Raw genomic sequence first — 18,259 nt, 5'->3', positions numbered from 1 at the left:
CTGGACCCGTGACCTCCTCCACCCCCTACCCGCCCGGAGAGCTGTTCGCGTCCACCGTGCCGTACTACGCCGCCTTCCGGCCCCGTTACGCGCCCGAGTTCTCCACCCTGCTCGCCGAGCGCTTCGGCCTGGACGGCACCCGGCGCGTCCTCGATCTCGGCGCCGGCCCCGGCACCATCGCCCTCGACCTCGCCCCGCTCGTCGGCGAGGTCATCGCCGTCGACCCCGAGAAGGGCATGCTCGAAGAGGGCCGCCGCCTGGCCGCCGAGCACGGCATCACCAACATCGCCTGGCGCGAGGGCGACTCCACCACCCTGCCGACGATGAACATCGGGCCCGTGCTGCTCACCGTCATGGGCGCGGCGTACCACTGGATGGACCGCGACCGGGTCGCCCGGGACCTCGACCGGATCATCGAGCCGGGCGGAGCGGTCGTCCTCGCCTCCCGCGGCGCCCCCGGCGACTTCGAGCCCGCCCCGTGGCGGCAGGTCGTCGACGAGGTCCGCACCCGCTACCTCGGCCCCGAGCGCCGCGCCGGCGCCTGCTCCCACCCCGGGGAACGCCACCGGGACGTCCTCGCCCGCTCCCCGTTCTCCCGGGTCGACACCGCGCGCTGGCACCACCCCCTGGCCCGCGCCGTGGACGAGGTCCTCGGCTGGGTCTTCAGTCTCTCCTACTCCAGCCCCGCCCGGCTCGGCGCGAAGAAGGACGCCTTCGCGCGGGACCTGCGCGCGGCGCTGCTCGCCTTCGCCCCGTCCGGCCGGTTCGACGAGGTGATCCACACTGAGGCGGTCATCGCCACCAGGCCGTAACCCAACCTGGGTCGGCTCGGGCATACGGTCCGCGTAACAGCACTCAGGATCGTAGACGTACCCGAAGCATGCGTCGCCCGCTACCTCCGTGAGCGGGCTCCACCTTCAAAGTGGAGCCCGAGTCCGGCACCGGCCGCCACCCTGACTACTTCATCACCGCGGACGAGCCCACACTCACCTTGGAAGGGAGCACGACATCGTGAGCGAGCACCGCCGTCCTGCTCATCGGGATCACCGGCTCCGGCAAGACACGCCTCGCCCAGGCCCTGGCCGACCGCGACCTGATCCGCCTTAGCGTGGACGAGGAGGTCTACCACCTCCACGGACGGTACGGCGTCGACTACCCCGAGCACCAATACTTCGAGCGCGACACCCCCATTGTCGAGACCGTACGCGCGATAGCGTGACTGGACAAGGTGATCGTCAGCCGCTGCTGCGCGTGGCTACCAGGCGGCTCCACCGATACGGGACGCGCCCGACACGGCGCGCCCGCCGAAGCTGCTACCGCAGAAGCGTGAACACCAGGGCGGCGGTGGAGCCCAACGCGGTGCCGCAGACGAGCTGAGCCAGGGTGTGTGCCTTCAGGACGCGGCGGGACCACCCCATGGCCGCGACGAAAAGGACCGCGGGAAGGACCAGCGCCTGGCCGAAGACCAGGACGAGGATCATCACGGTGCCGCCGGCCACGGCGTTGTGCACGGATATCTGCCACCACACCGTCACCGTCAGCGCGCTGGCCAGGCCGACGAGCATGGCGATGACGAGGGCGAAGACCTCCCGCGGCGCGTCCAGGACGTTCAGGAGCACGATGCCGGTCACCACGGAGGCCAGGGTGGCCGTGAGGGGGGCGATGCGTTGCTTGCGTACGCGGATGTGCTTGTCGGTGAGTTTCCCGCGGCGGACGCCGAAGTGGATGATCCCCATGGGGACGATGCCGCAGAACAGGGCCGCGAACAGGCCCCATCCGACTCCGCTGAAACTGCCTGTGCTGTGCCAGCCGATCAGCAGGAGCAGCGCGATGACCAGGTTGGCCGGTGCGAAGACCTCGGTGAGGACCTTCGCCGCTTTCACGCGCGGGGTGGCTTCGGCGTAGGTGGGGGTGGGGGGTGCGACGAAGGTGCTCATGCCGTTGGCTCCATCAGGCGGTCTTCGGAGTCCGTGAAGTCTCGGACGAGGTCGGAGTGGTAGGCGTCGGACAGCTGGGTGAGCGCGGAGATCTCACTACGCAGGTCCCGCCCGCCGCCCGCGGGGCGGTGTTCGACGCTGGAACCAGGCGCTGCGCCCCGGAGCTTGGCGTGGCGTGCGGTCGCGAGCCAGCAGGCTTCGGCGGCGATTGCGGCCTGGGTGCCGAAGAGGCCGTGGGCTTCGGCGTGCTGCTGGGCCCGTTCCCGGAGGGCGGGCGACGCGTAGTTGTTGAGGGCCAGGGCGGCATCACGGATCTCGACGCCTCGCCGGTACAAGCGGTCGTGCACATTGAGTGGGTTGAGGTGTTCGGTCACCATGCTGCGTGAAGCGTGGAGGCGTACGGAGGGTGTGACCTGTGTGAGGTCTCGCCACAGGGGGCGCAGGCGCAGTAGCGCGTGCCGCTTGGTCCGCCAGCTGTGGAGCAGGCTGAGCATGGGCAGGCTGGTGCCTGCGACGATGAGGACGAGGGCCGCCATGAGCAGGGCGGTGCTGATGTAGTCGTCCACGGCGCCGGGGAAGAGGCCGTCACCGTGGATGCGTGTGGTGATCGTTGTCGCTCTGACGACGGCATACGCGACGCCGGCAGCCAAGCCCATGCCGATGATTCGAAGTCCCCAACTGAGCGCGGGACCACTTGAGTTGTTTCCCCAGCGCCAACAGAGCCTCATGCCTCCCAGCAGTGATGCGGTGAGGTAGCCGAGGAAGAGAAGTGTGTAGGCGAGGAACGCGTAACGGGCCACGGGATCCGCGAATATCGACGGCGTCTCGTACGGCTGGAGTTTCGCGAAGAACAAAATCGCCATGGCGAGCGCCGTCGCGCAGGCGAACATGATGCGCCGCCGCTTGGTTCGCGGCCCCTCCGAAGCCCCGGAAACCTTACGCAGGAAGGCCAGCAGAGCAGCTGATGCAAGCACCCCTCCGATGAGGTGCTTCAGCAAGTAGGAGAGGTCGGTAACGCCTGTCCATTGGTCGAGCGCTCTTCCGGGCGGCATGCGCAACGTCATCATGATGGCCAGCCCGAAGAACGCCCACCAAAGAGACCGGTCCTGCCCTTTCCGCCAGACCTTGACGGCACGCCATGCAACGGTGATCCACAGGAGTACAGCGACCACGAACGTGAAGATGTTCACCTTCTGCCGTCACCGCGCAACGCCGCGTCAAGACGATCGAGTTCGGGATCACGAGTTTTCGGAAGGGGTGTCAGTTTTGCCAGTTTGGCTATTCGGGTGGCGAGTTGCTCGGCCTCGCGTTCCTGGGGACTGCTGAAGTTCGCCCGCCCCAGCACACTGCGGACAGTGCGGGGATCGATGGTGGTGAACAGTTCGCCCAGGTTGGCGCCCGTACTCGTGTCGCTCGAGGAGCTGTGCCCGAGGAGCATGTGGCTGATCTCGTGCAGGACGATGTGGTCTCGGTGCAACGGGGAAGTCGACGCCTCGAAAAAGATATAGTCCGCGGTATCGAGTTCCACCCACAGGCCGCACAACTCTTCGCCCGCGCCGCTCACTCCTTCGACTTCCTCGACAAGCAGAAGGCGGCCTCGGTACGCCGCTACAGCAGCGCAGAATTTCTGCATATCGAAGGGGGAAGGAATCTCGATCCCTGACAGTGGATCCGGATTCACTAGTTTCCGGCGCTGCCGGAAGGACGGCATCCGGAGTCGTCGCTGTGAGCGCAACGAGCCCCTCCCTGGTCTTTCATTTCCGCTTGCTTCAGGCGCACTGACGGCGCATCACCGGTCACCCTATGTGGCCTGAGGGTGATGATCCAGATTCGGCCAAAGAACCTTCGCGACGGCCCCGGCGTTTTCAGGACAGCCCGACAGAAGTGTCCTGATTTTTACGGGACCTATCCCCCACAGTGAGTGACGAGAGTCATACGTCTCGTTCCGACTGGCCGTCTTCGTCGAGGCCCTCGAGCTCCCGAGCTCGCTCAATGAACGCCTGCACGGTGCGGAGGGTCTCGGGAGAAAGACCGGAGGCACGCAGGGCCACGGAGCGGACCTGGTTGTCGCGCATCGACTCGAGCAGGGTCACCTCCGCCTGAGCACGCGCCCCCTCACCATCGTCAAAGAAGTACGCCGGCGACACGCCAAAAAAGCCTGCAATCGCCTTCAGGTACTTGATGCCAGGGTTATCCCGTTGCCCCGTGCGCAACTGGTGAAGGAAGCTCGCCGACATGCTGGGGCCGCCCATGTCCGCCACACCTCGAGCGACTTCGCGCAGCGAGTAAGGCCCCCGCCCCTCGGGGTGAATCACCCGAAACAGCCGGTCGACCTTCTCCGCCAGAGCGCGCCCCTCCTCGCTGACCCCGTCGCCCACACTCGTCCCCTTCCTGTCACGCACAGGGACCCATCAAACCAAACCTGTCAACTCAGGCGCACACCGAACCCGCAAGACCAACAAAGTTGTCCGCCCCAGTTGACAGGTGATGCCGCCTGCGACTTACGATCTTGCTCGACTGTCAACAGGTGTGAACAGCTCCCGCATGAGGCGACCTCACTCAAGGAGCGAACACCTGACCGCACGTAAGCCCACTAACGGACAAATCGACACGAAGCAGAGAGTTGTAGAGAGTTTAAGAACCAAGTCTGGATCTTGACGCAGCGTCGTGCGTATGTTCGTCGTCCCCTGGGCAGCCCGCCCGGCGCAACAACCATAAGGAGCAGTGGCGTGCGCACCCTCCGAGCCACGTAGGCCCGCAAACAGCGACGGTGCCCGAGAGCGGCAACTCCCGGACACCGAACGCTTCACGGCAGACCGCCCCGGCAAGGGCGGAGATCGCCACCATCACCACGCTGATCCCTTCTACCGGGCGTCTCAGCGTGGCAATACCAAAGGAGATTCTTGCATGCGCTCCGTCCTGCGCAAAAGGCCTGATGGCCTGGCCTGCTCGGTAGCCCCCAGCTTCCCCGACTCCACCCGCCAGTGGCGGGAACACGTCCCGGCCACCGGGCCGACGCAGCCCTTCCGCCCAATGATCGGGAGCGGCCAGTGAGCGTCGACGCCCGCGAATGGGTGTGGGAGCACAGCTCCAGCCGTGGGACCGCGCGCCTGGTCCTGCTGTCGATCGCCGACCGCGTACCGGACGAGCAGTGCGTCGCCTGGGCCTCACTCTCCAGTCTGGTCGAGCGCACGAACGCGAGCCGGACCGCGGTACGCGACGCGCTCACGTCGCTCGTCCAGAGCGGCGAGCTGAAGGTGCTGGACCATCTGCAGGGCCCGCAGCGCACCACGGCCTACCGCTTGCCGCGCGCCGCCGCGTGGCTGGCCAAGGTCGCGGCAGCCACGCGGGAGGACCCGGACGCGTACGTCGAGCCGCCGACCGAGTCGGACCCGGTGCCCGAGCTGGACGAGGTACGGCTCCGGCGGCACGGGATCTGGCCCAAGGAGGGTAAGGAATCCGCCCCCTCCCGCCGGAGTTCGACCGGTGCGGAATCTGGCCCCTCGCGACGGAATCCGACCCCCCGACGTGCCGGAATCCGCACCCCGCAAGGTACGGAATCCAACCCCCAGAACCGTAGAGAACCGAAGGTGAACCGTAAAGGCAGCAGTAGTGGTGCTGCCCTCACCCCGGCCGGCGAGTGGCAGGTCGACCCAGCCACCGAAGCCTGGGCTCACGAGCAGGGGCACTTCGCCCGCCTCGGCGAGGACGGCCTGCGCGCCGCCGACGCGAAGTGGCGTACCCACCGGGCCGACTGGAAGCCCCGCTCGGCGGGCGCCTGGGCTGCCGACTGGCGCTCCTGGATCGCCCGGGAACACGCCCTCGGCCGCCCGAACCTCTACGCCCTGGCCGGCAGCGGCCCCGCCCCCGCAGGCGGCATGACCCGCGCGGAAGCCCACACCGCCGCCCTCCTCGCCGCCCTCAACGAGCCGACCGAAGCGGAGTAGCCATGGACCGCCGCGAAATCGCCGCCCTGCTGGCCTACATCGGCCGACTCGACCCCCGCACCATCCGCACCGACCAGGGCGAGGCCCGCGACCAGCTCGCCCAGTGGCACGAGCTGCTCGGCGACGTCCCCCTGGCCGCACCGCACGGCTGGGACGCCCGCATCGCAGCCCGCCAACACATCCGGGTCTCGCCGTACCAGATCCTCCCGGCGGACATCGCCCGTCCGTGGGAGAGCTACCGACGCGACCGCCTCCAGCGGCACACCGATCCCACCCCGTCTGTGGACCCGGACGACCAGGCGGCCTGGACCGCCGAGCTGGTCGGCACCCGCCGCGCCGTCGCCACCGGCCACGCACAACCCGTGCATCACCGGCAGCTCGCCGGGCGCCGCATCGACCCGAGGCTGGAAGCGCGGCTGAAGGAAGTCGGCTCCTGCATCCCCCCGGAGGCCCGGGCCGCGCTGGCGCCCTTCCGGCCCGCCCGTGCGGCACGAGAGGCGGCCATCGCCCAGGGCGAGCCTGACGCGCTCTCGGTCCGCTGCGAATGGTGCGAGGCCGCGGTCGGCGAGCCATGCCGCCGCCGGCGGGTCGCCCCCGACGGCTTCGCACGCGGCAACGCCACGCGGACCGACCCTCACCACTGTCGCCGGGACCTCGCCGCCGCAAAACAGGCGCGGGATACCCCCCAGTCGGCGATGGCCTGACCGGCCCACCACCGGCGCTCCCTGTCCGCTGCCCCGGCAACACCACCTCGTCCCGCACCGGCTGCGGCACCGCCCCACGCCGCAGCCGGCCCCGACGCCGCGTCCGCCCTCCGCCGGCTCCAACCAGCCGACGCGGCAGCACATCGGAGACCACCTTGCGCCACATCACCACCCACACCTCGCCGACCAGCGGCCTGCGCGGCATCGGCGACACCAGCTGGCACACCCGCGGCGTGTGCCACGGCATGAACCCCGAGGACGCCGACGCCACCTTCTTCCCGCTCCCCCGGGACCACGAGGCCATCGCCGAGGCGAAGGAACTGTGCGGCCTGTGTCCGGTCCGCCGCGACTGCCTCAACTACGCCCTGGAGAACGCCCTCAAGGAAGGGATCTGGGGCGGGCTGACCGAGGCGGAGCGGCGCCCCTGGCACGACGGGCTGCCTCAGCGCCTCGACTACGGCCGCGTGATCGCCTTCTTCAACGGACGCGACGTACACCTGACCGGGACCGAGCGCCAGGTCGTCATCGACCACGCCTACGTCCGGGGCTGGCGCCCCGACCGGCTCGCCGCCGCTCTGCAGATCAGCCACAAGCACGCCCGCGACCTGCTGCGGCAGGCCGCCAACAAGGTCTTCGACCGCGACCGGACCCTCGGCGTACCGAGGCGCAAGAACAAGAAGAACAAGAAGAAGGGGACGCAGACCGCCCCGTCGACCAGTCGATCCGCGTCCGCCAAGCCCAGCACGAAGCCGCCGACATGCCCGTCGGCGAAGCCCACCTCGGCGCACGCCTCTCCCGGAAAGGCCGCATGACCCGCCCTACCGTTCTGTCCCTCGGTGCCGTCCCGGACCTGTCCCTGCTCCTCGCCATCGGCGTCCCCGTCACCGCCCTGGCGCTGGCCCTGACCGCCTGGGCGATCCGTTACCGGGGCGCCCGTCCGCAGAAACGTCTCGGCAGCCCGGCGGTCAAGGTAGCCGCGCTCGCCGCGCTCGGTTGTACCGCCTACAGCGCGGACACGAGCTGGCGGTTCGCCGCCGACTATCTCGACATGGCCGGCACCGCCGAACGCGTCGGTATGTTCGCCGCCGCCGAACTCGCCCTCTTCGCAACCGCGCTGATGGCCCGACAGAACCTGGCCGTCCAGGGAGCACCCGGGCTGCCGGGCACCCTGGTGTGGGTCATCACTGGAGTGCAGGTGATCCCTGCCTACGCCGAGAGCGGTCCCGTCGGCGGCACCGTCCGCGCCTTCGTGGGACCGGTCATGGCGGCGATGCTGTGGCACCTCGCCATGGGCATCGAACTCCGCGTACGCACTCCTGGCGCCGCCTCCCACGGCCTGCTCGCCGTCCTCGGGCGTGAGGCACGCGAGCGGCTGCTGTCCCGCCTCGGCATCGCCGCACGGGACCGCGACGCCGCGCAGATCACCCGCGACCGAGCCACCGCCCGCGCGGTCGCACTCGCCGCCCGCCTTGCCGAACGCACCCCCAAACAGCAGCAGAACTGGCGTGGTCGGCGACTCACGCGACGGCTGTCGAAGGCGATCGGCCGGGCCTCAGTCGGAACGGACCCTGCCCAGCGCGCCGAGCTGCTCGACCAGCTCGCCGCCCGTCGGCATGCACTCGCGCTCGCCACAGTCCCCCTGCCCTCCCCTTGGTCCCCGCACCACGACAACACGACGACCGTCACGGTCCCCGCACCAACCGTCTGGAGCACCACGGCCCCCGTCAACGGTCCCCGTGCCGCCTCCGAACCCGCCGGGGACCGGGGACCGGACATGGAGAGGGGACCGGTCCCCGGAGCCGGGGACCGGGAAGCGGGGACCGAGCTGGGGACCGGGGACCGTGACACGGGGGCCGGGGACCGCGACGGCGCGGGCACCGGGGCGGTCGAACCAGAGTCCCAAATGGACCGCATCAGCTGCGTGGGGACCGACCTCACTGCGGCGAAAGCGCCTGCTCAGGGCCCTGACCTGCGCCGGGGACCGAGTAATACCGAGTCGGGGACCGACACCACCGGGGACCGGGGACCGAGCACCCCCGACACGGGGACCGACACCACCGGGGACCGGGGACCGAGCACCCCCGACACGGGGACCGACACCACCGGGGACCGGGGACCGAGCACCCCCGACACGGGGACCGACACCACCAGGGACCGGGGACCGAGCACCCCCGACACGGGGACCGACACCACCAGGGACCGGGGACCGAGCACCCCCGACACGGGGACCGACACCACCAGGGACCGGGGACCGAGCACCCCCGACACGGGGACCGACACCACCAGGGACCGGAAGCACAAGGTGACCCTCAAGCGGAAGCCGACCACGGAGGTCAAGAGCAGGGCAGACAAGCGGAGCAGGTCCCGGAACCCGCAGACGCAGCGTCCGCCGCTCGAGCCGGAGCAGTCCGTGGAGCACCTCGTCGAACAGGTCCGCCCTCACGTACCGGCCTTGCTCGAACGGGACGGCAACGAAGCCGTGACCCGGGTCCAGCTGAGGGAGATCATCCGGCGCGAGGGCCTCAAGGGCGGCCGGAACGACCGATTGGGCCTCGCCCTCCAGCAACTGCGGAGCGAGGACACCACCACGAAGACAAGGAGCAGCACCCGATGAAGACCTGCCCGCGGTTCATGGCCCTTCGTAAGGAGTACGAGCGGGAGATCGGTTTCCTGAACGCTCACTCCGAGCGGCATGCCGGAAAGCCAGCGGCGAAGTGCAGCGCAAAATACGCCGCGTCAACGAAGGCGCGGATGGCCCGGGCACTCAGCGGCCACGTCGGACGCTGCCCCGAGTGCGGCTGACCTGCAAACCAACAAGTCAAAGCCTCTACCACCAGCGGTGGCCCGGCCTGTGCCGGGCCACCGCCCCCGCTCCAGGAGGTCCCCATGGTGCCCCTTCCCACCCGCACGTCCAGCCCAACGGTCGCCGAGACCGACGCCTGGGCGGACGTCTTGGTCCGACGGCGGCTTCTGCACGCCGCAGTTCCCGTCCCGAGCAGCCAGTGGCTCGTCCAGCACGAGGCCGCCGGGCCCGTACGCGTCTTCGCAGGGCCGGCCGACGTCGTCGACCTGGCCGCCGCAATCCAGCTCCGCACCCGCTCACCGAGGCCCGATACCCGATGACAACCCCGCACGAGAACGGCACCGCCCCAGAACCTGCCCCTGACCCCAACTCGGTCTCGAGGCGAGCAAGTTGGGGCGGAAGCGTAGCTTCCGCCGAACCCGCCCCCGAGGGGGCGGGAGAGGACCTGCACCGGGGGGCGCAGGTCCTGGAGGCTTCGACCGAGGGCGGATCGAAGCCGGAGCAGGAGGAGAAGCCGTTGCAGCACCGCAGCCACCGCGAGCGCAGTGCCCGCGCCCGCCAGCGTCCGCGTCAGCCGCGCGAGAAGAAGCGCCTGCATCAGCCCAACACGCGTTTCAACGATGAAGAGTTCGCCCTGATCAAGTCCGCCGCCGCTCGATGTAACCTGTCCGTCGCCGGGTTCCTCGCCCGTGCCGCGCTCGCCGCCGCCCGTGACCTCGACCGCACCAGCGCCGAGATCGCCGACGAGCGCGAAGTGATCACCGCCCTCTTCGACAGCCGCCGCAGACTCGGCTGGGCCGGCAGCAACCTCAACCAGGCGGTCAAGGCCCTCAACTCCGGCGCCGAGGCACCACAGCTGGAAGCAGCGGTCGCCGCCGTCCAACGCGCCGCCGAGAGCGTGCGCGAAGCCTCTGCCCGACTGATCGAGCAGCGCGCTCCATGATCCCCAGCGTCCACAAGGCCGGCTCCCGGACGATCGGCTTGCTCGCGTACCTCTATGGCCCGGGCAAGCACGAGGAGCACACCGACCCCCACCTCGTGGCCTCCTTCGACGGCATGTCCCCCGACCCCGGCCGCGACCCGAAAGCCACCCTCAAGGACCTCCAGCAGCTCCTCGACCAGCCCGTCCAGGCTCTCCCCGAACACGCACGTCCTGCCAAGCACGTCTGGCACACCTCCGTGCGCGCGACCGCCGACGACCGGATTCTCACCGATGAGGAGTGGGGCGACATCGCCCGACGCATCGTGGCCGCCACCGGCATCGACCCCGGTGACGGACGGACCGGCTGCCGGTGGGCCGCCGTACGCCACGCCGAGGATCACATCCACATCGTCGCCACCCTGGTGTGCGAGGACGGCAGCCGCCCCGACGACTTCCGCTCCGGCAAGCGTGCTCAGGCCGAATGCCGCCTCATCGAGAAGGAACTCGGCCTCCACCAGGTCGCGCCGGGAGACGGCACCGCCGCCCAGAGACCTACCAGCGCCGAACGTCACAAAGCCGAGCGCCAGGGCCGCGAGCGCACCGCACGGGAGGAGCTACGCGAGACCGTCCGGCGCGCGGTGGCCGGCGCGACCAGCGAGGAGGAGTTCTTCGACCGGCTGGCCGCCGCCGGCCTGCTGATCCGCAAGCGGGTCGCCCCCTCTGGGGACCTGCTCGGCTACAAGGTCGCTCTACCCAACGACCGTAACGCCCAGGACGAGCCGGTGTTCTACCCCGGTGCGCGTCTCGCGCCGGACCTGTCCCTGCCCCGGATCCGAGAACGCTGGTCCGCCGAAAGCCACGACCAGGACGCCGTGCCGGCCGATGCGAAGGTACGTACGGCGCCGAGCGGACCGTCCGCCGCCCGTCGACGTACTGCCTCCGCGGCATGGCAGGCGGTGCACGTCATCGAGCGCGGCGGCGACGCGGTCGCCGCCGCCCACATCGCCTCGGCTGGTGAGGTCCTGGACGCGCTGGCGAAGACGTCCGCCGCGCACACCCGCCGCGAATTGCGTGACGCCGCCTTCGCGTTCGAGCGAGCCTCCCGCTCCCACATCCGCGCCGAGCGCGGCCACGACCGGGCACTGCGACAGGCCGCCCGCGACCTCGTCCAAAGCGGCCCCTCCCTCGGCCGGGGCGAAGACGGCGCGACGACTGCCATGGCGATCGACATGCTGTTCTTCCTCATCACCGCCACCGTCCACTGGCATGCGAAGAAGGGCCACGTCCAGCAGGCCATCGCCGCGCGCCGGGCCGCCGCACATCTGCGCGCCGCCTACAAGTTGGCCGCCGCCCAGCCGCTCGGCGCCCTCTACCAGCGCAGCCGGCACCTGGGCCGCCCCCTCCTCCAGCGGCAGACAAGGGCACTGCGCGAGGCGCTGCCGGAACTGGCGGAGCAGATCCTTGCCGAGCCCGGCTGGTACGCGCTCGCCGCCACCCTCGCCGACGCCGAAGCCGCCGGCCACGATCCCGCTGCCCTGCTTACCGACGCCGTCGGGCGACGGGAACTCGACACGGCAGAGTCCGTCAGCGACGTCCTGGTGTGGCGACTGCGCCGGACCGCGGACCTGCCCGCCGATACCAGCGACATGGTCGGCAACGCCCCCAGGGCGGGCCAGGTCGCACACCGCACGGGCCAGCAGGCACCGCAGCGGCCCGGGTCCCGGCACAGACGGGCGTGACTGTGGAGTTTGTGAATTGAAGCAGGTCGGGGCCCAGGGAACGATCATGACGCGTGCAAGACGAGACGAGGGAGAACGTCAAGGTGTTCCAACGGATACGCCGCCATCGTGAAGCGGAGATCAGCGAGATGCGCCACCTCCACGAGACGATGAGGGCTCGGCTGGACGGCTTGGTGCCGTCGGAAGCAGAACGGATACGGGTCGCGACGCGAGCCGACGAACCTGTCCCGGTGGTGGACGACTTCCTCCCGCCGGAATTGCGTGTCCCGAGCCACGACCAGCTCGACGGCCGGATAATGCCCTGGCCCTGGCCGATCACCCTCGACGGCGAGATGGTCGAGTGTGCCACATGCGGCACATACCGTGACTGGCTCGTCCTCTCCACCCGCGACCAGGTCTGGCTGCGCTGCCGAGCAGGCCACCAGCAGCACGAGAGGCGTCTCGACACCGCCTGGTACAACCGGCACGCCGGGCCGGCGGACGCGACGCACGCCACCTTCGAGGACTGCCTGCGACACCTCGGCCACTGACCGCCACCCCACTGGGTTCCGCAGCTGGCCGGTGGACACCCGCGTACTCGGACCGATCACCTCGGGGCGGCAAAGCCCATGACTTCCGGGGGACGGTCACCGTCGCCTCGATCCGGCTCTGGCTGCGCACGTGAGATTCGCTTGCTCCTACTCCAGCATGCGTTCGGCGTCATTCGGAACCCAGGAAAAGGGGACGTCGGGCCATCGTGCGGCGGCCCACGCGTCGAGATCTACGGCGAGGACCGCATCGATGAAGACCTGCGGTGGTCGGTAGCCGTGTGCGGTGACGTAGTGCGTGATCAGGAACGGAGCGGCGTAAGCGATACCGAGCTCGCCAGGGATCCGGATCTCCCCGTTTCCCTCTGGGGCTTCTCTCTCCGGACACAGGTCGCACTCGTGCTGCCCGAGGCAGACATTCATCCACTGGACCTTCTGGACAGCCTTCAGCTTCTCCACGAACGCCGCCGGGACGGCACCTGTGGGATATGGCCTACCTGCCTCCAGCCACCCAATGTTCAGGCGTCGGTAGGCAGGCCGGTACCAAAGCGCATAGAACCCCGATTCCCCGTCCGTGAACGCGTCCTCGTCCTGGTAGTTGTACTCGCTCAGATCTCCATAAAACACCCGCACATCATCGCCGTGCCCTCCAACAAACCGCGATCCGTGAAGGAAACGTGCTGTGGGTTGCCTCCAGCCCTCCCGCCCTCGTCGACCGACACCTCGACAAGGCCCTCCTCAAGGCGACAGGCCGCTGACGCCCGCTCATGACACGCTGCCCTCAGCCTCGATGACCAGGGGCAGCCGCCTGTTCCCGCAGCCCGACTCCACACGCGTCATACCAGGGCACGGACAACAGCACGAAGCCCGGCCTGCCCCAGCGGGGCAGGCCGGGCTTCACCGATTTCGGGCGAGCGGCGGGCGGTCGGACACCGTTCTGCCCGGGACTCGCGCCGGCCCGGGATGGATGTGCGGTCAGCCGGCCGGGGCGCGCAGGAGCCGGTCCCTGGTGCTCTCAGGCAGCACCCGTCGCAGCACCGGGTCCGTGGAGCTGAGGGAGCCAGCGAACACGGCGACGAGGTCGTGCGGCACGCTGCTACCAAAGGACGCCGCCCACAGGCACGCCGAGCCGGGCACCGGCTCGGCCCATGTCTGCCACCCGGCCGGGCCCGCCTCGTCCGCGCCAGCAGTCAGGGCGCGCGGGTCGGCGTCCTGGATGAGCGGCGGTACCTCGCCGAGGCTGATGTGCGAGGTGAAGGTCGGGTCCATCGCTCCCGTGTCGGGCTGGTCGATTTCGCGGAGCCAGCCGTGCGCGGTGACGCTGTCGAGGACCAGCTCGGGCCCGGCGAACTGCACGGCGGGCTGATCGCGGGCGTCGAGCGCGAAGAGGAAGTCGACGATCGCCTCTCCAGGAACCTCGGGGGTGAAGTAGGCGGACCACTGCGCGAGCGGGCTGGTCGTGTCCGCGCGCGCGGACACGTGCCAGGCGATCGGCAGCTCCCCCAGGTGGAACGGCTCGTCCGCCAGGACCCACTGGGCCCAGCGGAGGGTGTCGGGGCTGATGTGCAGGACGGTTGAGCGCAGGACCTGCCGGTCCTGCGGTGTCTCGTCCGGCTCCCGCCGCCCGCGGACGATCGTCAGGCTCGTCCAGCCGAGGCCGGCGAGTGTGTCGGCGACGGCGTCGTAGAGTCGTCCGTCGTCACCGGCCAGGTGGCGGGGACCGACCCAGTACGCGCTTTGGGCCTTGTGCGAGTGGGACGAGTCGAACGGGAAGTCGGGGTTCAGGGCGCCTCCAACGGGTTGGCGGGGGTCTACTGTCCGCCGACGGTACGGCGGGGACGGCGCGGGGGTGCCTGGACGGGAACCTGCCAGGCCAGCAGGACGGCGACCTCGGGCGGCAGATGGCCGAGCTGCGTGTCCGCATTCCGGCCCTCGGCGAGATGGACGACCGTCTGTCCGGTCTCGTCCATGGCCTGCACCACCTGCTCGAGGCGGTGAGCCATCGGAAAGAACGGGTTCATCGCCTGGCGCACAGGAGCGCTTCGATCGCAGACAGACAAGAGGTCGATGAGATCGCCGACGGTCATCTCCGTGTGCGGCACGGACAGCCTCCTTGGTTGCGGGATACAGGTGAGGTGACGGGGCAGGGATCGCCCGGTGGACGTAGAACCGCCTCCGAGGGAGTACCTCCGGCTCGCGGCTCCAGCGTCATACGCGAGGGTAGGTTTCCAGCACATGCGCCACGGCCGCGGCGACGACAGCGGCCGGCGTCTCCACATCGAAAGAGATGCTGTAGCCACGAACCGTCGCCGTACCGGTAACGGCAATCTTCCACCCCTCCCCGTCGGTGCCGGGGCGGCCGAGCGGAAACCATCCGAGGTAGAAGCGGCCATCCTTCGAGTTGACGTGCACGTCCGCGCGGTCGTCCACGACCAGATGGAAGTCGTCGGCGGAGAACTGGTCCATGACGAGCGCGGGCTCGCCTGGGCCAAGCTGCCACTCACGCAGCCGCAGGCCCTCGACGGTGGTCGAGAATCCAGGGCTCACGGGAGCCACGGTCACGGGCAATCACCTTCCTGACCTGGGAGTTTTCCCGGAAGGTCGTCTACGTTGACATGCCTGAACCCGTGTTGGCCAGTCCTTCGTGGATCTTTCCTGTCTGCCCCAGGCGAACTGCGATATGCACTTGCTGTTGTAAGGTCTCAGATTTCGTGGCCAAATCTCACGGTCGATGGCCAAGCGATGGCAGATCTGACACGAGTTTGAGATTGGCAGGTCAGGCCCTTCACTCATATGGGTGAGCGGGGTCTGATGCCGCCCCGCTACGGAATCTGCGCCGACGACTGGCCGGAACCCGGGGAGGGCGTTCAAGGCTCACCGGCGGCTCCGCGCGGTCAACGGCGGCAGCGACGACGAACAGGAGGCGTGATGCAGAGCAGTGCGGAGAACATCGATGTTGTGCTCAGGATCGTGGACACCATGGTCGCCTACCGGAAGGCGCACGGCGGCCTACCTGCCGACACGGACGGCCTTGAGAACATGGCCGTGGCGATCGTCGAGGCCCTGGAGCGCGACGACTTCCGCATCGTGGACGTCTTGAGCGGCAGCCGGACCGAGACGCCCACACCCGAACCGGCCTGACGGCACGGCAGCGGGGCGCCAGCCACTCCGGCCGGCGCCCCGCTTGCATTCTGCACTCCGTCAGCTGGTGGTTAGCCAGCGAGCTGACGAGCCAGCAAGCCAGCCGTCCCGAGGATTCGGACACGATCGTGAGACTGGACAGCTGGCCAAGTCGTGAGACACGACGACAACTACCAGGTCACGGCACCGCCGCTGGCCATGGGCGGCGAGACCCTACAGCTGTGTAGCGTCTCAAATTCGGGCGTATCCCAGGCGTCGCGGGTGCGCCGGTACCTCGGCGGCCCGATAGCCGAGGAGGAGATCGCACTCCGGCGCCAGCGGCTGCCCGGGACGCCCAAGGCATTCGCCACGAAGTACCGCACCACGGCCGCGTTTGTTGGACTGGTCACCGTGGGGCCAGGGTCGCCTCAGGGCGCCGTGGTGGCGACGGGGAGGAGGCCGTCCGGCTGTGGCGAGTGAAGGTCGAGTGGAGCGTCCGCTTCATGGCGGCCCAACTACCCGGCGACCGCTTCGACCCGAACCTGTGGACGACGCTGGCGGGCCGTCCCGAGCATCGAGCGGGCAGCCCTCGCAAGACGGGCTCTGCGTAATCCGCACCGACAGGCTGCTCCAGGCCGACAAGGCCACGCGCTATCAGGCGGCTCTCGCCCACCTCGCCAGGCTTGTCAGACCCCTGTGCCAGGGTGACCGTGTGAATCTTCAGAATGCAGCAGATGTCAGTACCGCGTTGGCTGCGATAGCCACATGCGTTTTGGTGGGCTTCACCTTGCTCCAGCTTCGCGCCCTCAAGCGCCAAGTTGAGATCGGACAGGAAGCCAGCAACGCGGCGGTGAGTGCGGCAGAGGCGGCACACCACGCCGTAGGGGAAGCGGCTCGCGCGCGAGTCGATGAACAGGTGGCACGCGTCGTGGTGTTGTCAGAAAAGCCACGGTGGCCGCCTTTCATTAATGCCCATCTCAGCGGCTCCGGGCCGGCGCAGCTCTTCGATCCGATGACAGTGCACGCCTCCTCCCAGGTGGGCCGCGAGGAGTTCGTCTTTCCCGAGCAGGCGCATCATCTGATGTGGTTCGTCGTACGAGGGATTATTACGAACGAGGGCAGGTCCACGGCGAGGATCCGTATCGCCGGCGACGGTGAGTTCGTCGCCGGCGAATCCCCCCTGCTGCCCGGCGAGCAAATCCCCTGCCCGCCGGTCGCCGCTGAGTGGCGCACCGACCGAAGCTACCTGTACCGCGAGCACGTACTCCGCCCCGGCCAGAGCGCCCTGTTCCAGTGGGCCGCCAACAACAAGGTGATGGACTGGGCAGCTGACTACAGTGAGGAGGGTGCTCCGCGGGCAAGTATGAACCTGGAAATCTTCGACTCAGCCGCCCACGGTGTCATAGACACCGTGCAGGTCCAGGTCCGGGCCTGGCCACTCCGGCGGGTACCCAACAGGGCGGAACACTGGGTGCTGAAGAACACCGACATCGATGTGGACGTCATCGTGTCGCCTACCAAGCGTCGATACCTCGCTGAAGAACCGCTTCCCAACTGAGGCACGCGCATGGGCATGGCTGCTGATCAGTTACGAATCGGTCGGCGATTGAGGTTGGGGAGTGCGGCCCTGGCCATCGCTGATGGAGGTGGTCTTGATGGTGTTCTGCTTCTTCTTGCCAGAGACAAACGCGCGGCGCCCGGGCCGGTGCACTCTCGGGCGGCGGACTTGGGTCTCCATGCCGTCGATGCGCAGGGTAACGCCTTCGGCGGCGGCGTAGGCGAACACGTCGGCCAGGGTACGCAGCCGCAGCCCGGGCCGGTCGGGGACTGCGAAGCCACGCCGGGCGAGCAGGGGGCGGACCTCGCCGATCGCCTCGCTGACGGTGGAGCGGCCGACGCCGTACAGCTCGGCCAGTGCGGCATGCGGCAGGTGGGGGCGCAGGTGGGCCAGGATAAGTACGACGCGGTCGGTGAAGACCAGCTCCTGTTTCGGGCCGGCCCCCGCCGCTCTCAGCCGCTTGTGACCGCGTCGTGCGTGCAGGTCCACCTCGCGCAGCGCACACCACGGCTCGGCCAACTCCTCGATCAGATCGCCGAGATGTCGGCGCGAGACGCCGGTGAAGCCGGGATGGGACAAGGCCGCACGGGCCCACTTCTTGGTCACACTCGAAGAACCCGCGCGGCCGTCCTCACGTCACGGCCAGTCCACGATCAACTATCGCCGACCGAGTCGTTATCGGACGGCGTAGTCCGCACGGCTCTAGCTCAAACAGGAACCGCAACTCGATCAGTCAGCGGATCCCGCCACGGCTCCGGCCCCCGCCTTGGCAGGGGCCCGTCAACCCTTGCGTGAACCAGCCTCAGTCGCCGGGACGGGGCAGCGGTGGAAGTGGAGCAGGTCGGCCAGGAGCGGGTGGCCGTGTCCCAGATCTCGCTGGCGAGGCGGGCTGGGGCACGGTGCCGTTGTCGAGCTCAAACACACCTCGCTAACCTTCGTCGGCAGGTACAGAACGGCGTCGGTGGTGAAGTGCAGGCCGGTCTCCTTGATGCGTTACTGACG

Annotated in this window: 20 protein-coding genes and 1 pseudogene; 12 read left to right on the top strand and 9 right to left on the bottom strand. The window is 69.1% G+C overall.

What is annotated here, in order from left to right; translation table 11 throughout:
- Positions 1-8 precede the first annotated feature (8 nt).
- The gene (locus AC6F7H_RS28590) at positions 9-812 is read left to right on the top strand and encodes a class I SAM-dependent methyltransferase (protein WP_500760008.1); all 804 of its coding nucleotides are present in this window, start codon (positions 9-11) and stop codon (positions 810-812) included.
- A gap of 501 nt (positions 813-1,313) precedes the next feature.
- Here the strand turns inward: AC6F7H_RS28590 and AC6F7H_RS28585 are convergent.
- The 4 genes from AC6F7H_RS28585 to AC6F7H_RS28570 all read right to left on the bottom strand — a co-directional run bounded on the left by AC6F7H_RS28585 (position 1,314) and on the right by AC6F7H_RS28570 (position 4,315).
- The gene (locus AC6F7H_RS28585) at positions 1,314-1,937 is read right to left on the bottom strand and encodes a hypothetical protein (protein WP_500760007.1); all 624 of its coding nucleotides are present in this window, start codon (positions 1,935-1,937) and stop codon (positions 1,314-1,316) included.
- Positions 1,934-3,127, bottom strand: coding sequence for an MAB_1171c family putative transporter (locus tag AC6F7H_RS28580; RefSeq protein WP_500760005.1), 1,194 nt, complete (start codon positions 3,125-3,127; stop codon positions 1,934-1,936). The genes AC6F7H_RS28585 and AC6F7H_RS28580 overlap by 4 nt, the downstream gene beginning before the upstream one ends.
- The gene (locus tag AC6F7H_RS28575; protein WP_500760003.1) at positions 3,124-3,501 is read right to left on the bottom strand and encodes a hypothetical protein; all 378 of its coding nucleotides are present in this window, start codon (positions 3,499-3,501) and stop codon (positions 3,124-3,126) included. The genes AC6F7H_RS28580 and AC6F7H_RS28575 overlap by 4 nt, the downstream gene beginning before the upstream one ends.
- Before the next feature lie 367 nt (positions 3,502-3,868).
- A complete protein-coding gene (locus AC6F7H_RS28570) occupies positions 3,869-4,315 on the bottom strand; it encodes a helix-turn-helix domain-containing protein (protein WP_279332764.1) in 447 nt (148 codons plus the stop codon).
- Positions 4,316-4,987: 672 nt separating this feature from the next.
- Between AC6F7H_RS28570 and AC6F7H_RS28565 the strand changes: the two genes are divergently transcribed.
- From AC6F7H_RS28565 to AC6F7H_RS28525, 9 genes are all read left to right on the top strand, one after another.
- Positions 4,988-5,884: a helix-turn-helix domain-containing protein gene (locus AC6F7H_RS28565; protein WP_500760001.1), complete on the top strand. Its 897-nt coding sequence runs from the start codon at positions 4,988-4,990 to the stop codon at positions 5,882-5,884.
- A gap of 2 nt (positions 5,885-5,886) precedes the next feature.
- Positions 5,887-6,588 carry a zinc finger domain-containing protein gene (locus tag AC6F7H_RS28560; protein ID WP_500760000.1) on the top strand — a complete coding sequence of 234 codons (702 nt, stop codon included), beginning with the start codon at positions 5,887-5,889 and terminating at the stop codon, positions 6,586-6,588.
- Between the two features lie 155 nt (positions 6,589-6,743).
- Positions 6,744-7,400 carry a WhiB family transcriptional regulator gene (locus tag AC6F7H_RS28555; protein ID WP_500759999.1) on the top strand — a complete coding sequence of 219 codons (657 nt, stop codon included), beginning with the start codon at positions 6,744-6,746 and terminating at the stop codon, positions 7,398-7,400.
- Positions 7,397-9,202, top strand: a complete 1,806-nt coding sequence (locus AC6F7H_RS28550) for a hypothetical protein (RefSeq protein ID WP_500759997.1) — start codon at positions 7,397-7,399, stop codon at positions 9,200-9,202. The genes AC6F7H_RS28555 and AC6F7H_RS28550 overlap by 4 nt, the downstream gene beginning before the upstream one ends.
- Entirely contained in the window at positions 9,199-9,390 is a 192-nt protein-coding gene (locus AC6F7H_RS28545; protein ID WP_332425502.1) for a hypothetical protein, read from the top strand. The genes AC6F7H_RS28550 and AC6F7H_RS28545 overlap by 4 nt, the downstream gene beginning before the upstream one ends.
- Positions 9,391-9,474: 84 nt before the next feature.
- Positions 9,475-9,711 carry a hypothetical protein gene (locus tag AC6F7H_RS28540; RefSeq protein WP_500759996.1) on the top strand — a complete coding sequence of 79 codons (237 nt, stop codon included), beginning with the start codon at positions 9,475-9,477 and terminating at the stop codon, positions 9,709-9,711.
- Positions 9,712-9,908: 197 nt separating this feature from the next.
- A complete protein-coding gene (locus AC6F7H_RS28535) occupies positions 9,909-10,334 on the top strand; it encodes a plasmid mobilization protein (RefSeq protein WP_240497531.1) in 426 nt (141 codons plus the stop codon).
- The gene (locus AC6F7H_RS28530; RefSeq protein WP_500759995.1) at positions 10,331-12,052 is read left to right on the top strand and encodes a relaxase/mobilization nuclease domain-containing protein; all 1,722 of its coding nucleotides are present in this window, start codon (positions 10,331-10,333) and stop codon (positions 12,050-12,052) included. Before AC6F7H_RS28535 ends, AC6F7H_RS28530 begins: the two co-directional genes overlap by 4 nt.
- Positions 12,053-12,105: 53 nt before the next feature.
- Positions 12,106-12,582, top strand: a complete 477-nt coding sequence (locus tag AC6F7H_RS28525) for a hypothetical protein (RefSeq protein WP_500759994.1) — start codon at positions 12,106-12,108, stop codon at positions 12,580-12,582.
- Between the two features lie 147 nt (positions 12,583-12,729).
- On the opposite strand, the gene AC6F7H_RS28520 is transcribed toward AC6F7H_RS28525, so the two are convergent.
- The 4 genes from AC6F7H_RS28520 to AC6F7H_RS28505 form a co-directional block, all read right to left on the bottom strand.
- Positions 12,730-13,206 carry a DUF7919 family protein gene (locus AC6F7H_RS28520; RefSeq protein ID WP_500759993.1) on the bottom strand — a complete coding sequence of 159 codons (477 nt, stop codon included), beginning with the start codon at positions 13,204-13,206 and terminating at the stop codon, positions 12,730-12,732.
- A gap of 348 nt (positions 13,207-13,554) precedes the next feature.
- Positions 13,555-14,364: an SPDY domain-containing protein gene (locus AC6F7H_RS28515; protein WP_500762100.1), complete on the bottom strand. Its 810-nt coding sequence runs from the start codon at positions 14,362-14,364 to the stop codon at positions 13,555-13,557.
- 26 nt (positions 14,365-14,390) lie between these two features.
- A complete protein-coding gene (locus AC6F7H_RS28510) occupies positions 14,391-14,681 on the bottom strand; it encodes a hypothetical protein (protein ID WP_500759991.1) in 291 nt (96 codons plus the stop codon).
- Positions 14,682-14,787: 106 nt separating this feature from the next.
- Positions 14,788-15,141 (bottom strand): SPDY domain-containing protein, encoded by a 354-nt coding sequence (locus AC6F7H_RS28505; RefSeq protein WP_500759989.1) that lies wholly within the window; start codon positions 15,139-15,141, stop codon positions 14,788-14,790.
- 366 nt (positions 15,142-15,507) lie between these two features.
- On the opposite strand from AC6F7H_RS28505, the gene AC6F7H_RS28500 reads away from it, so the two are divergent.
- Together AC6F7H_RS28500 and AC6F7H_RS28495 are read left to right on the top strand one after the other, a co-directional pair.
- Positions 15,508-15,720, top strand: coding sequence for a hypothetical protein (locus tag AC6F7H_RS28500; RefSeq protein WP_112438315.1), 213 nt, complete (start codon positions 15,508-15,510; stop codon positions 15,718-15,720).
- 691 nt (positions 15,721-16,411) lie between these two features.
- Positions 16,412-17,257 carry a hypothetical protein gene (locus tag AC6F7H_RS28495; RefSeq protein WP_500759988.1) on the top strand — a complete coding sequence of 282 codons (846 nt, stop codon included), beginning with the start codon at positions 16,412-16,414 and terminating at the stop codon, positions 17,255-17,257.
- A gap of 60 nt (positions 17,258-17,317) precedes the next feature.
- On the opposite strand, the pseudogene AC6F7H_RS28490 reads toward AC6F7H_RS28495, so the two are convergent.
- Positions 17,318-17,863, bottom strand: a pseudogene (locus tag AC6F7H_RS28490) (helix-turn-helix domain-containing protein); the annotation flags it as partial.
- Positions 17,864-18,259 lie beyond the last annotated feature (396 nt).

Source organism: Streptomyces sp. MMS24-W38, assembly GCF_059889265.1.
The sequence above is the reverse complement of the archived record's forward strand: the minus strand, read 5'-3'. Positions and strand labels throughout refer to the sequence as shown.